Genomic DNA, 14,438 nt, shown 5'->3' on the forward strand with positions numbered 1-14,438 from the left:
GTCCGTGGGGGACAGGCAAATCCTGATAGCAAGACGGGCTATTTGATTAATATTTGTGCAATTGCATCTAAATGATTAAAAAAATCGCCCGCTTTCGTTGTGGCAGTTGCTGCAATTGTCTAGATCACTATCGAACGCACAACAAATGAGCAATTTCTTGCGAATTCGTGATTCCTTACATATCGGCGATGTCGCTTTGTCGCCGGTTGTCGCCTTGGCCCCTTTGGCGGGTATTACCGATTTGCCGTTTCGGCAGCTTGTCGGTCGTTTTGGCGCGGGATGGGTTGTGTCTGAAATGGTCGCAAGCCAAGAGATGATACAAGCAAAACCGGGTGTCCGCGAACGTGCCGAGTTGGGGTATGATCAAGCGAACACAGCGGTGCAGATTGCAGGTCGTGATGCCTATTGGATGTCCGAAGCCGCGAAAATGATCGAAGCAAACGGTGCGCGCCTGATTGACATCAACATGGGTTGCCCCGCGAAAAAGGTGACGAACGGTTATTCGGGTTCGGCATTGCTAAAAGATTTGGATCACGCGCTGACCTTGATCGAAGCGGTGGTTGATGCGGTCGATATTCCTGTGACGTTGAAAACGCGCCTTGGTTGGGACGACAACCTATTGAACGCGCCTACGCTTGCGGAACGGGCGGAAAACGCGGGGATCAAATTGATTACGATCCACGGGCGCACGCGTTGCCAATTTTACAAAGGCGCCGCCGATTGGGCCGCGATTGCGAATGTACGTAAAGCTGTATCCATTCCCGTAGTGGCCAATGGCGATATTGTTGATGCGAAAACTGCCCAGAAAGCGTTGGATCAATCGGGCGCGGACGGCGTGATGATCGGACGCGGTGCGCAAGGGCGACCATGGCTGTTGGCGCAAGTCGCTGCAGAATTGTCGGGTGAGACACCACCCGAAACACCAAGCGTTGAAGAAATTATAGATTTGGTATCAGAGCATTACGAAGCAATGCTCGATTTTTATGGAATAGAATTAGGCACTCGCGTCGCGCGTAAACATTTAGGGTGGTATATGGATGACGCCAATCCGTCCGCAGATTTGCGCCGTTCGGTTTTGACCGAAAAAAATCCGGCAAAGGTATTGTCCTTACTGCCTGACGCGTTGACCCCGAACACTCAGGTTGCGGCATGATTAACGACCAGAATTTATGGAATTCTTTGCCCGTCCCAGCGCTGTTGCTGGGCGGAGATGACACGATTTTAGAAAGTAACCCTTCGGCGGAAAGTTTTCTAAACATGTCGTCGCGGTCATTGGTTGGGTCCAACGTCTGGGAAAAGGTCATGGTCGACGCCCCGATCGAAGAGGCCTTTGAGCGCGCCCGTGTCAATCGATCATCGTTGTTCGTAAACGACATCGATGTGGGGTCCGGCGAACGTGCGCCATTGCAGTGCAACATTCAGTTTGCACCGCTTCAGGGATCGAATGACGGAATGCTCATGATGATTTCGCCGCGTGAAATCGCCAGCCGCATGACCGTGAACACATCATCGAACAAGGCGGCTAAATCGGCCATCGGCATGGCCGAGATGTTAGCTCATGAAATCAAAAACCCTTTGGCTGGTATCACAGGCGCCGCACAGTTGTTGTCGATGAACCTAGATAGCGACGATCAGGAAATGACTGACCTAATCGTGGATGAATGCCGGCGCATCGTGAAATTGCTGGAACAGGTTGAACAGTTCGGCAACCTGCGTCCGCCGCTGTTGAAACCCGTTAATATTCACGACGTTCTTGATCGTGCACGCCAATCAGCTTCGGTTGGGTTTGGCGCCCATATGCTGTTCGTCGAAGACTACGATCCTTCGCTGCCTTTGACGATGGCGGATGCGGATCAGCTGCTACAGGTATTTTTGAACCTGCTGAAGAACGCGTCCGAGGCAGGCGGCGCAGGCGGGTCTGTTCGGCTGCACACGTTCTATGACGCGTCTTTGCGTGTTCGTAAAAATGATGGGACCCATGCGCGTTTGCCGCTTCAGGTCGAAATTATCGATGATGGCCCGGGTTTGCCGCCTGAAATCGCAGCAGATGTTTTTGAACCTTTTGTTTCGGGGCGTGAAAATGGCACCGGCCTTGGGCTGGCTTTGGTTTCGAAACTGATCGGGGATGTTGGCGGCTGGATTTCGGTCGACTCGGTTCCCGGCAAAACAAAATTCCGCATCTCTTTGCCAGTTGCACCAAATGATATTCAATTAAGTGATGGAGACCACTAATGGACGGCACAGTACTAGTCGCCGACGACGACCGCACGATCCGCACGGTTCTAACCCAAGCGTTGACCCGTGCAGGCTGTAAGGTACATGCGACATCGTCTTTGGTCACATTGATGCGCTGGGTCGAAGAGGGCAAAGGCGATTTGGTTATTTCCGATGTGGTCATGCCCGACGGGAACGGCCTAGAGCAGTTGCCAAAAATCGCCGAGGCACGCCCTGGTTTGCCAGTGATCGTGATTTCCGCGCAGAACACCATCATGACAGCGATCCAAGCGGCAGAAGCAGACGCGTACGATTATCTGCCAAAGCCATTCGACCTGCCTGACCTAATGAAACGCGCAGCCCGCGCGCTAGAGGTCAAACGCCGCGCACCAACCGCGCGAACCGAAGGCGAAGATCGCACCAGCGACCTGCCGTTGGTCGGACGCACCAGCGGGATGCAAGAGCTATATCGCCTTGTTGCGCGGGTCATGAACACGCAGCTGACCGTTCTAATCACAGGCGAAAGCGGTACTGGTAAATCCCTTATTGCGCGTTCGATCCATGATTTGTCGGATCGTCGTAGCTTGCCTTTTGTTGTTGTCGCGCCGGGTGATTTGCAGGGGATGGATGGCCCATCCGCCGTCCTGTCCCGCGCCAAAGGTGGATCGATCCTTTTCGACGAAGTCGGCGATATGGATCACGACAGTCAGGCCCGTATCGTTCGGATGCTGGACACTTTGGGTGATAATGCGCCGCGCATCATGGCGACATCGCAGGCTGACCTGATGTCGCGGATGGAGGCGGGCGAATTCCGCGAGGATCTATTCTATCGACTTTCGGGCGTGACAATTAACGTACCGTCGCTGCGGGAACGCGTTGACGACATTGCCTTGCTGGCAGACCATTTCTTGACCCGTGCGGAACGTGACGGCATGCCTGTTCGCCATCTGTCGCAATCGGCACTGGATCTGGCCCGCGCATACAGCTGGCCCGGTAACGTTCGTCAGTTGGAAAATGCCATTCGCCGGCTGGTTGTCACTGCCGCCGAAGAGGAAATTACCCGTCCGGAAATGGAATCGATCCTCAACAGCCAACCCGCGATGGAGCCTTTGCGCAGTGGCGATGCTGGCGACAAACTGTCAGCGTCCGTTGCAAAACACCTGCGCCGTTATTTCGATCTACATGGCGGCGTGTTGCCTCCTCCTGGTTTGCACCAGCGCATTTTGAAAGAGGTGGAAACCCCGCTGATCGAAATCGCATTGGATGCGACAGGCGGAAATCAGGCTAAATGTGCCGATTTGCTGGGGATCAACCGCAATACTTTGCGCAAAAAGATCACAGAGCTAGATATCCGCGTGACACGGCGCCGTAAGTTGATGTAAATTCGCCACACAACAGTTGCGAAAGAGTCGCACGGCTTTTCGCGATATAAAGGCGGTATCGGGCAAAGACCCGAAAAGTACAGGACGAACGAGTGTACCATTCCCTGCTGGGATCATGGGCTGCGCGGTTCAACCGTTGGCGGCGAAAGCGCATCGTCCAGAACGCGGCGACTTTGGGTCTTGTGATCCTAGGGCCAGTTCTGGTTGCGCTGACGTTTGTTGTTTTGGGGCCATTAGATCAGGGCGCAAGCGATAATGTCCTGCGCCTGACTTTGTTGGCCGATTTTATTTACATTACCGTTGTCGCTGCGCTGGTCATGCAGCGCGTTGCAAAGATGGTATCCGCGCGGCGTGCGCGTTCGGCTGGCTCTAGGCTCCACCTGCGTTTGACGGGCGTATTTGCCTTACTTGCGCTGATTCCGACGGTTTTGGTCGCGGTTTTTGCTGTGCTGTCTATCAACATGGGCCTAGAGGGATGGTTTTCGCAACGTGTGGGCACGGTTCTAAACAGTTCGTTGGCAGCTGCGCAGGCCTATAAAGACGAACACCGCCGTGAATTGACCCGCGATGGTATGGCGCTGGCCGCCTATATTAACCTAGAGCGGCAAAAAACGCCCTTTATGACCGATGGCGAAGTCCGCGAGGCATTGGCCGCAGTTCAGGCAACCATCGACAGATCGCTTACCGAAGCGTTTGTGATTGATAGTGCAGGGGATTACCGCGCCCGCGCCGTTGGATCATATGAGTTCGATCTAGAACGCCTAACACCTGATCAGATCGCATTGGCCGATGAGTACGGCGTGTTGATTATCGAAGACTGGGATAACAACGAATTTCGGATCGTTATTCCGTTAGAGAGTTTTTTAGATCGTTATCTTTACGTCAGCCGCGCGGTTGATGGTGATGTGTTGAACCTGCTGGATGAAACGGAACAGACGGTCACGCTGTATAACCAGCTAGAGAGCGAGCGCGGTCGATTACTGTTTGAATTCGGCCTGCTGTATTTGGGATTTGCTGTGATCCTTATCCTTGCGGCGATCTGGCTGGGTCTATGGTTCGCTGAACGATTGGCGCGTCCTGTCGGGCGGTTGGTGACTGCGGCGCACCGCGTCGGCGAAGGTGATTTGAACGTGCGTGTTCCTGAGATCACGGGTGACGATGAAATCGCCATTTTGGGACGTGATTTCAACAAGATGACGTCCCAACTTAAAGCGCAGCGCGATACATTGTTGGAAAACACGCATCAAATTGAAGAACGCCGCCGTTTGTTCGATTCCGTGCTTACCTCGATCACGTCTGGCGTTGTTGGTTTGGACCCAGAAGGTCACATCACGTTCGTGAACAGATCCGCCCAACGATTGCTGGATATGCATAGTGGGCAGCAAAACGTCGCTCTGTCTGTGGCTGTGCCCGAATTTTCTGACCTTTTGACATTGCTGCGCGACGAAAGCCGCGAAGTGGTTCAGGATCAGGTCAATCTGATCCGGTCAGGTAAACAAGAAACGTTGCTTGTACGTATGGGCACGCGTCGCAACAGCGACGGTTTGTTAGAAGGCTATGTTGTTGCATTCGACGACGTAACTGATTTGGTGACTGCGCAGCGGACAGCGGCGTGGGGAGACGTGGCCCGCCGTATCGCACACGAGATCAAGAATCCTTTGACGCCAATCCAATTGTCCGCCGAACGGATCAAACGAAAGTTCGCGCCAAAGCTAGGCGATGACTCGGAAGTCTTAGAACAAATGACCGAAGTTATTGTGCGTCAAACCAATGACTTGCGGCGCATCGTTGATGAATTTTCGAAATTTGCGCGTATGCCTGAACCACAAAAGGTCATTCATGATCTGGGTGTGATTTTGCGCGATATTGTTACGTTGCAAGAGGCAGGTCAGCCCGGTGTTATCATTCGTAGCCACATGGGCGACGGTCCATTTGCAGCTGATGTTGATGCGGCCATGATCGGGCAGGCGTTGACCAATTTGGTGAAAAACGCCGGCGAAGCGATCGAGACGCGAAAAGAAAGACAAAACTCGAATTTTTCCCCTGAAATTCGTGTCAGCATGACGCGTATGGATGATCGGGCAATGATTACGATTTCTGACAATGGCATCGGCCTACCCGAAGATCGGACGCGGCTGTTCGAACCCTATGTGACCACCCGTGAAAAGGGCACAGGACTAGGGCTGCCTATCGTTAAGAAAATCCTAGAAGAACATGGCGGAACGCTCCACCTAGAAGACGCAGACCCATTTGATGACGCGTCTCATGTTGGGGCCAAAGCCGTCATAACAATTCCTGTAACGCCTGTAGATCAGGCCGCACAGATAGTACCAGCATGAGGGCCTTATGACTGATATCCTGATCACAGATGACGAACGCGATATCCGCGAACTGATTTCGGACATTCTGAAAGACGAAGGTTACACCACGCGCTTGGCCGCAAATGCAGACGAATGCATGGGCGAAATTGCCAAAGAAAAACCCGCGCTGATGATTTTGGACATTTGGCTCAAAGACAGCCACATGGATGGGATCGACATTTTGACGAAGGTCAAAAAGGAACATCCCGAAATCCCAATCGTGATCATTTCAGGCCACGGTAATATTGAAATCGCTGTCGCTGCCATCAAACAAGGCGCGTATGATTTCATTGAAAAGCCGTTCAATATCGACCAGCTGTTAGTCGTCATTAAACGCGCCATGGAAACATCGCGTTTGCGTCGCGAAAATCAGGAACTACGCCGTGCGGATGGTCCGGTTGGTGAAATGCTGGGTGATAGCGCCGCGTTTCGCATCATGAAATCCAATCTGGACAAGGTCACAAAATCGAATGGCCGCGTCATGCTGACGGGCGGTCCTGGCGTCGGCAAAGAGGTCGCCGCCCGCTATATCCACGCCAATTCGAACCGCGCCACCGCGCCTTTCGTTGTTGTGACCTCTGCATCGATTGACCCTGATAATATGGAACAGGTGCTGTTTGGCCGCGAAAGCGCAGAAAACGGCGTAGAGCTTGGTCTATTGGAACAGGCCAATGGCGGCGTCATCTATTTCGATGAGATCGCTGATATGCCTCTCGGGACGCAGTCGAAAATCCTACGGGTGCTGGTCGATCAGAAATTCAACCGCGTCGGCGGGACCGAACAGATCGAGGTCGACCTCAGAGTCATCAGTTCGACAAATTGCGATCTAGAGGCGGAAATCGACGCGGGTAATTTCCGTCAGGAACTGTATCACCGTTTGAATGTGGTTCCGATTGATATTCCAGCGCTCGAAGAACGCCGCGAAGACATCCCGATGTTGGCCGAACATTTCATCGCAATGTTTAACCAAACCCAAGGTCTGCCCTTGCGTGAATTGGCCGAGGATGCCCGCGCAATGTTGGAAACCATGGTTTGGCCCGGCAACGTTCGTCAGCTGAAAAACGTGGTCGAACGCGTTTTGATTTTGGGCGATAGCGACGAACCAATCAGCGCCAAAGAGCTACCCAGCTCTGAAGAAGCCCCTAGCGAAGAGGGACGCGTTGTCCTGTCTGGTGCTTTGGCGACCTTGCCACTTCGCGAAGCACGGGAATTGTTCGAACGGGAATACCTGCTGACGCAGATTAACCGTTTCGGAGGCAACATTAGCCGAACGGCCGCGTTTGTCGGGATGGAACGTTCCGCGCTGCACCGTAAACTGAAATCGTTAGGTGTTGTGACCACGAATAAATCAGGAAACCGCGTTGCGGAATTAGGTAAGGCCTAAATTTCCATCGCTTCGATCAGCAAACCCAGCGCTTTGGCGCTGGTTTGCGCGGCCTGTTCGTGGCTGTGATTACAAGCGTCGCGTAGCGTCAGGTAGGCCTCTGGCCCACAGGCACAGGCCAAGGTGCAGCACAGATCCTTGTACGCACCACCAAACCGTCCGCGCAGACGGGAAACAGCCTGTTCAATGATCGCCATGCGATAGGCCGATATGGGCGATGACACTTGCGTCGGGTTCTCGTTAATCGCGGCTTGTTCTTGCCCTTTGGCCAAACACAACCGGTAGCCCGTTTCATTTTCGCGGACGAAATCAATCATGATTTGGTGCGCCAAAAGCAAACGATCTTTAACTGTCATCGCGGGCGATACCCGTTTTTCAAATATTTCCAGCAAATTTTGCTTATCGTCGATGTCGTGAAACATAACTGCTTCTAACTTCATCGTTTCTGGGTCTGGAAAATACCGATACGCCGTCGCGGTTGAAATATTCGCGTGATTGGCGACGCGGGACACTGAGATAGATTCACCTTTCGCCATTAATTCGCGCGTTGCGGCCAATAATTGGGTGCGGGTACGCATTTTTTGGCCAATACGGCCAGTGGACAATACATTTGCACGAAAACTTTCCGACATGGTTCACCTAAAAATTTTTACTAAATAAAGAATTGTCGTACTTCTTGCACGTATAACGCGAACATCATGCGGCGACTTCTGGTTTAATGTCAATAAGCTGCGATTGACGCTTTGTCGCCGTTCTGCCACTTGTTAGCTGATTGTTACGAACCGGCAGGATTAAGATGAAAGTCATTATTTGCGGCGCGGGTCAGGTTGGTTGGCAAATTGCGCGCCACCTGTCTTCGGAACGGAACGACGTGACAGTTGTCGACAACAACCCTGAATTGGTGCGCCGCGCGACCGAAACGCTGGACGTGAATGGTGTGTCTGGTCACGCGTCTTATCCGGATGTGCTGGATCGGGCAGGGGCGCGTGATGCCGATATGATCATCGCCGCAACCCATTCGGATGAGGTCAATATGGTGACCTGTCAGGTAGCCCACTCTGTTTTTGCCGTTCAACGTAAAATTGCACGCCTTCGTGCGCAAAGTTACCTGACCGCGCTGTATTCAGACTTGTACCGCCGCGATCACATGCCAATTGATGTTGTGATCAGCCCAGAACGCGAAGTCGCAGAGGCCGCGTTACAGCGGCTTGCCTCGCCCGCTGCGTTTGATACGGAAAATTTCTTTGACGGTCGTGCCCAGATGTTGGGGATTACGATTGGTGATGATTGTCCGGTTATCAACACGCCGCTTCGCCAATTGACCGACCTGTTTTCCACACTTCAAGCCATCGTTGTCGGTATTCGCCGCGAAGGCACGTTGTTTGCGCCGTCACCTGCCGACCAGATATTCCCTGGTGATGATGTCTATGTCTTTTCGCGTCTCGAAGATGTGAACCGTACGCTAGAGGTCTTTGGTAAGAACAACAAAAAGCAAGAGCGGGTCATTGTGATCGGCGGCGGCAACGTTGGTTTGGCTGTTGCCAAAGAACTCGAAAGCCGCACAGACCGCGTCCGCGTAAAAGTTATCGAGAAAAACCGCGAACAGGCTGAAATCGCTGCGGATGCCTTGGAACGGACCATCGTGTTGCACGGTGACGGTCTGAATTCCGGCCTGTTAGAAGAGGCAAACGTTGGCAGCGCCGACGCTATTTTGGCAGTGACAGACGATGATAAAACCAACATGCTGGTTGGTGTGCGCGCTAAATCATTGGGCGCGAAAATGTCGATCTGTTTAACCAACGACCCGACTTTGGTGCCATTGATGGGTCCATTGGATATTGATGCCTACATCAACCCGCGGGCAACCACCGTATCTTCGATCTTGCGCCACATTCGCCATGGTCGAGTGCGCGCTGTATATTCCATCGGTGATGCCGAAGCCGAATTGATCGAAGCCCACGTTCTAGGCACATCGCCTATTTCCGGCGAACGCATCCGCGACATTGGGTTCCCCGAAGGCGTATTGATCGGCGGTATCTATCGCGAACGGAAATACCTGAAACCCAAAGGTGATCTGCGGATCGAAGAGGGCGATATCGTCGCGATTTTCGCAATGGCCAAAGAAGTACCAGCCGTTGAACAATTGCTTCAGGTTGCGATCGACTATTTCTAATGATCAAGCGGATTACATCACTGCCATTTTTCGTGCTTTTGATGGGCATTTCCGGCTTGGCCATGATTGGTCCTGCGGCTCATGCGCTTGGGAACCAAGAGTTTCACATCGCGCGGACCTTTTTCTATGGCGCAATACTGACACTGATATTGTGTTCGCTTATCGCGATGTCGACGTTGGATAGATCTCCGCGCCGCGTTGCGCGTAGCCACTTTATCACGCTGATATTTTCATTCGCATTATTGCCGGTTCTTTTGGCGATCCCTTTCCACGAAGCGCACGGTCGAACGTCGTTCTTCGATGCGTGGTTTGAAATGGTGTCCGATTTTACGACGACAGGATCGACGTTGTATGACAGCCCTTGGCGTGTGAATGCGTCGCTGCATTTGTGGCGATCCATCGTTGGGTGGCTGGGTGGTTTGTTCGTGTGGATCGCCGCCATTGCGATCCTCGCGCCAATGAACCTTGGCGGGTTCGAGGTTCGCAGCGCGGGCAACCGCAGCCGCATTATCCAAAGCTTTGTCCAAATCGCGCGCGTCGCGGATACATCTGAACGGCTGAGCAAATATGCTGTGAAATTCACCCCGATCTATGTCGGTTTGACCTTCACTCTGTGGCTCGGGTTGATGATCGCAGGCGATACGCCGTTTGTTGCGCTTTGCCACGCGATGGCGACCCTGTCCACGTCGGGTATTTCGCCTGTTGGCGGGCTATATTGGGCAGAAAGCGGGATTTGGGGCGAGGTTCTGATTTTTTGCTTTATGTTCTTTGCTGTGTCGCGCCTGACATTCAGTCAGGACACCGTTGATCAGCAAAAAGGTAAAATCTGGCGTGACCCAGAATTGCAAATGGCGCTTATCCTCATCATCTTGGTGCCGACAGTATTATATCTGCGCCATTTTGCCGGTGTCGTGGAAGAGGAAACAACAACGGGGATGATGGACGGGATGCGCGCTTTGTGGGGCGGGCTGTTCACCACATTGTCTTTCCTGACCACCACTGGTTTTGAGTCCAAAGCATGGGGCGCCGTCACCGATTGGTCGAACCTATCAACGCCTGGTTTGATGTTGGTTGGTCTGTCTTTGATTGGCGGTGGTATTGCGACGACGGCTGGCGGGGTGAAACTGCTACGCGTTTACGCGTTATTCCGTCATTCCGAACGCGAACTGGAAAAACTGGTTCATCCGTCTTCCGTCGGTGGTTCCGGCCAAGAGGCACGCCGCATTCGTCGTCAGGGCGCGCAAATCTCCTGGGTTTTTTTCATGCTGTTTGCGCTGTCGATTATTGCGGTGATCGTTGCGCTATCGTTGACGGGTGTTCAGTTTGAAAATGCCATGGTTCTGGCCGTCGCGGTTTTGTCGAATACTGGCCCATTGGTTGAAACCGCTGCCGAGGCCCCGATTTCGATTTCGGGCGTGCCGCCTATGGCGAAAACGATCCTTGCCGTGGGCATGATCGTAGGCCGGCTCGAGGCTTTGGCGATCATTGCTCTGTTCAATCCGGACTTCTGGCGCAAATAAGCACAGCAAATCTCTGATTTTTGGGCTGGAAACTCTGGATTACGTTGGACATAGTGGGCGTATCGATAGGGCCGGTCCGCGGCCACAAGAATAAAGGATAACGATAATGGCGGCCGACAAGCAGAACCTTCAGGATGCCTTTCTGAACCATGTGCGCAAAGCAAAGGTATCTGTGACAATCTTTCTGGTGAACGGTGTCAAACTTCAGGGTGACATTACCTGGTTCGATAGCTTTTGCGTACTTCTGCGCCGCGATGGAAAATCGCAGCTGGTTTACAAAAGCGCTATTTCGACCATCATGCCGGCTGCTCCGATCAGCCTATACGATGGCGAAGAATAATTGACTCTCGAAACTGAACGGCCCGCGACGCGGGCTTGGGTGCTGCATCCCGATATTCGCAGTGACCGTGATCGCCGTGCCGCTGGCCCAGCGTTAGAAGAAGCTATTTCACTAGCGGCTGCTTTGCCCGCGTTGACGATCATAGGATCAGACATTGTTCCACTGCCCAAAGTGCAGCCGGGCATGTTGTTTGGCTCCGGCAAAATCGAAGAGCTGAGGCTGAAGTTCAAATTTGAAGAACTTGAACTGGTTCTGGTCGATAGCCACCTAAGCCCCGTCCAGCAGCGGAACCTTGAAAAAGAGTGGGGTGTTAAGATTTTGGATCGGACGGGTCTGATCCTTGAAATCTTTTCTGATCGCGCACGTACCCGCGAAGGCGTTTTGCAAGTCGAAATGGCAGCGTTGTCTTACCAGCGGACGCGATTGGTACGGGCGTGGACCCACCTTGAACGACAGCGTGGTGGTTTGGGTTTCGTCGGTGGTCCCGGTGAAACACAGATCGAGGCTGACCGTCGAGCGATTGATGAACAACTCGTGCGCCTGCGCCGTCAGTTGGATAAAGTTGTCAAAACCCGCGAACTGCACCGCAAGTCTCGGGCCAAAGTGCCGTTTCCGATTGTTGCACTGGTTGGCTATACGAACGCCGGTAAATCGACTCTGTTTAACCGTCTGACTGGGGCAGAGGTTTTTGCCAAAGACATGCTCTTTGCGACGTTGGACCCGACGATGCGGCGTGTACAACTGCCTAGCGGCGAAGAGGTAATCTTGTCTGACACGGTGGGGTTCATTTCGGACCTGCCGACAGAACTGGTTGCTGCGTTCCGCGCAACCCTTGAAGAGGTGCTGGACGCCGACCTGATCGTGCATGTGCGCGACATCAGTCACGAACAGACCGAAGAACAAGCCGAAGACGTCCATGCGATTTTGAACAGCCTCGGTATCGGAGAAGAATCCCCGATGATCGAAGTCTGGAACAAGATTGATGTGCTAGACACCGAGGAGGCCGACGCCGTTCAAGCGCAGGCCGACCGCCGCGATGATTTGTTTGCGGTCTCTGCCATCGAAGGCACTGGATTGGATCGACTGCTTGCCGCGATTTCAATCAAACTGCGCCCGAACCACACGACAGAGGTTATTGATCTGCCGTTTAGCGCGGGCAAGAAACGCGCGTGGTTGTTCGGTCAGGGGATCGTTGATGATGAAACCCAGACAGAGGATGGGTATCGTTTGACGGTTACGTGGTCTGAAATTCAGAAAAACAAATTCGCGCAACAATAAAAAAGGCCCGCATTAAGCGGGCCTTTTGTTTAACTCGCGCGGATCGCTTTGATCCAGAAATATACCAGTATGATCGATACGATGGCGTTCCAGCCGGGCATCGAAATACCGAATAGTTCCCAGCTGATTTGATCGCACATGATTAATTTAGGGCCGCTATCGACAGACAGTAGATCCGCTGTCGACATTCCAGAAATGCCGCTACCGCCGCTTGTGCAGGATGATGGGCCTTCCCAATAGTCGTGTTCGACCCCAAAGTGATACAAGCCGATCCCAGCAGTCACCGCCGCAGAGATCGCACCCAACGCAGGGAAAATCCAACCGCGGGTTAGATAGGCCAGCACGCCCAATCCGATGGCAATCGCATGGGGCCAGCGTTGCCAAATGCACATAGCGCAGGGCGGCAAATCCAAAAACCTTTGGAATATAACCATTGCCCCGAACAGGGTTAGAGCCGAGCCGCCTGCTGCGATTAGAATGTAGTGTTTGCGTGTCAGTGTCATAGGAACTTTAGTAGGTAAAAGCCGCCAATCAAAAGCACGCAGAACGCCACAAAGACAAGACCAAGACGGCGTTCAATGAAATCACGAATAGGTGTGCCAAATTTCCACAGTAGGCCAGCCACGATAAAGAAACGCAGCGCACGCGCGATCATGGCCGACACGATGAATGGAACCAACGCAAAGCCCAGAACGCCCGAGGCAATTGTAATAACCTTGAACGGGAAGGGGGTCACACCGGCAACCAGAACCGCCCATATGCCGTAGCTGTCGAATTTGTGTTGGAATTCTAGGAAATAGTCAGCTTTGCCGTAGAACTCAAGGATCGGCAGACCGACCGATTCATACAGGCCATAGCCGATGTAATAGCCCAGCAAAGCGCCAAGCACCGAAGAGATGGTCGCGACAGCTGCAATCAGAAATGCGCGGTTTGGGCGCGCAACAATCATCGGAATCATCAACACATCTGGTGGAATCGGAAAAACCGAAGATTCGATAAATGAGACAAAAGCCAAAGCCCAAAGTGCATTTCGGGATTCAGCGAGCGAAAAAGTCCAATCATAAAGTTTTCGTAGCATCAAACCTGCCTTTAAATATTGGGTTCCGTTAGGCCACGAACAAACAACATAGGTCAAGCGTCGCTTTGGCCGTTGACGCCACCTAAAACCGTGTGTAGATCACACGCCACTGGCCGGTGTGGCGGAATGGTAGACGCAGGGGATTCAAAATCCCCCGATCCTGGATCGTGAGAGTTCGAGTCTCTCCACCGGCACCAGTAAATCCCTCAAATGTAGAATTTGTGCAATTTTGATTCTCGTTCGGGTTTCAAGTGTTGCGCAGATTGCGTGCAATTTTTCCGATCAATTTTTCCATAAACGCCCGAATGTTCCGCTCTTGGAAACAGTGTACGGTTACGCACATTTTTTAGCCGCATTTATATTACGCAAGGTAACCTGTCTGCGGTTTTTCATTTCTCGACCGAAATGTAGGGTGGGATTACAACTCTGGAATGTTGCAATGCAGCGAAAAATCCAAGTAATCATTGGATTTTTCTGCAAATAATCGAATTTTAACTACAAATGCAGTGCACGGAAAACGGTAGCGGCATAAACTGAATATATATCCGTTAGTGGTAGCCCATTTACCCAAATGACAAATTTCGGTCATTTTTCCCTTTTTCCAGAATATTCCTTCGGATACATAGGTACTGCCCAAACTGGGGGGCAAATGGCCGAATGGGGCGGTCATGATCGTTGCTGCTATGACGATCAAATATTTGGTGTCTGC

Annotated in this window: 12 protein-coding genes and 1 tRNA gene; 10 read left to right on the forward strand and 3 right to left on the reverse strand. The window is 52.6% G+C overall.

Going from position 1 to position 14,438, the window contains the following annotated elements; genetic code table 11:
* Window positions 1-145 precede the first annotated feature (145 nt).
* The 5 genes from dusB to ntrX all read left to right on the forward strand — a co-directional run bounded on the left by dusB (window position 146) and on the right by ntrX (window position 7,340).
* Window positions 146-1,153, forward strand: a complete 1,008-nt coding sequence (gene dusB, locus BVC71_RS04825) for a tRNA dihydrouridine synthase DusB (RefSeq protein WP_086450458.1) — start codon at window positions 146-148, stop codon at window positions 1,151-1,153.
* Window positions 1,150-2,232: a two-component system sensor histidine kinase NtrB gene (locus tag BVC71_RS04830; RefSeq protein ID WP_086450459.1), complete on the forward strand. Its 1,083-nt coding sequence runs from the start codon at window positions 1,150-1,152 to the stop codon at window positions 2,230-2,232. The genes dusB and BVC71_RS04830 overlap by 4 nt, the downstream gene beginning before the upstream one ends.
* A complete protein-coding gene (locus tag BVC71_RS04835) occupies window positions 2,232-3,596 on the forward strand; it encodes a response regulator (protein ID WP_086450460.1) in 1,365 nt (454 codons plus the stop codon). Before BVC71_RS04830 ends, BVC71_RS04835 begins: the two co-directional genes overlap by 1 nt.
* Before the next feature lie 92 nt (window positions 3,597-3,688).
* Window positions 3,689-5,935 carry a sensor histidine kinase NtrY-like gene (locus tag BVC71_RS04840; RefSeq protein WP_240516776.1) on the forward strand — a complete coding sequence of 749 codons (2,247 nt, stop codon included), beginning with the start codon at window positions 3,689-3,691 and terminating at the stop codon, window positions 5,933-5,935.
* A gap of 7 nt (window positions 5,936-5,942) precedes the next feature.
* Window positions 5,943-7,340, forward strand: coding sequence for a nitrogen assimilation response regulator NtrX (ntrX, locus tag BVC71_RS04845; protein WP_086450461.1), 1,398 nt, complete (start codon window positions 5,943-5,945; stop codon window positions 7,338-7,340).
* Here ntrX and BVC71_RS04850 read toward each other — a convergent pair.
* Window positions 7,337-7,972, reverse strand: a complete 636-nt coding sequence (locus BVC71_RS04850) for a TetR/AcrR family transcriptional regulator (RefSeq protein ID WP_086450462.1) — start codon at window positions 7,970-7,972, stop codon at window positions 7,337-7,339. The two genes, ntrX and BVC71_RS04850, sit on opposite strands and share 4 nt — an antisense overlap.
* A 164-nt stretch (window positions 7,973-8,136) precedes the next feature.
* On the opposite strand from BVC71_RS04850, the gene trkA reads away from it, so the two are divergent.
* From trkA to hflX, 4 genes are all read left to right on the forward strand, one after another.
* Window positions 8,137-9,513: a Trk system potassium transporter TrkA gene (trkA, locus tag BVC71_RS04855; protein ID WP_086450463.1), complete on the forward strand. Its 1,377-nt coding sequence runs from the start codon at window positions 8,137-8,139 to the stop codon at window positions 9,511-9,513.
* On the forward strand, window positions 9,513-11,033 hold the full coding sequence (locus tag BVC71_RS04860) for a TrkH family potassium uptake protein (protein WP_086450464.1): 1,521 nt from the start codon (window positions 9,513-9,515) through the stop codon (window positions 11,031-11,033). Before trkA ends, BVC71_RS04860 begins: the two co-directional genes overlap by 1 nt.
* A gap of 106 nt (window positions 11,034-11,139) precedes the next feature.
* A complete protein-coding gene (hfq, locus tag BVC71_RS04865) occupies window positions 11,140-11,373 on the forward strand; it encodes an RNA chaperone Hfq (protein ID WP_086450465.1) in 234 nt (77 codons plus the stop codon).
* Complete coding sequence (hflX, locus tag BVC71_RS04870; RefSeq protein WP_240516777.1) at window positions 11,374-12,651, forward strand: GTPase HflX; 1,278 nt, start codon at window positions 11,374-11,376, stop codon at window positions 12,649-12,651.
* Between the two features lie 29 nt (window positions 12,652-12,680).
* Here the strand turns inward: hflX and BVC71_RS04875 are convergent, their stop codons facing one another.
* Window positions 12,681-13,154: a disulfide bond formation protein B gene (locus tag BVC71_RS04875; RefSeq protein WP_086450467.1), complete on the reverse strand. Its 474-nt coding sequence runs from the start codon at window positions 13,152-13,154 to the stop codon at window positions 12,681-12,683.
* On the reverse strand, window positions 13,151-13,729 hold the full coding sequence (locus tag BVC71_RS04880; RefSeq protein ID WP_086450468.1) for a YqaA family protein: 579 nt from the start codon (window positions 13,727-13,729) through the stop codon (window positions 13,151-13,153). The genes BVC71_RS04875 and BVC71_RS04880 overlap by 4 nt, the downstream gene beginning before the upstream one ends.
* Window positions 13,730-13,841: 112 nt before the next feature.
* Here BVC71_RS04880 and BVC71_RS04885 point away from each other — a divergent pair.
* A tRNA-Leu gene (locus BVC71_RS04885) sits at window positions 13,842-13,926 on the forward strand.
* Window positions 13,927-14,438 lie beyond the last annotated feature (512 nt).

This window comes from Marivivens niveibacter (assembly GCF_002150005.2).
Lineage (GTDB): Bacteria > Pseudomonadota > Alphaproteobacteria > Rhodobacterales > Rhodobacteraceae > Marivivens > Marivivens niveibacter.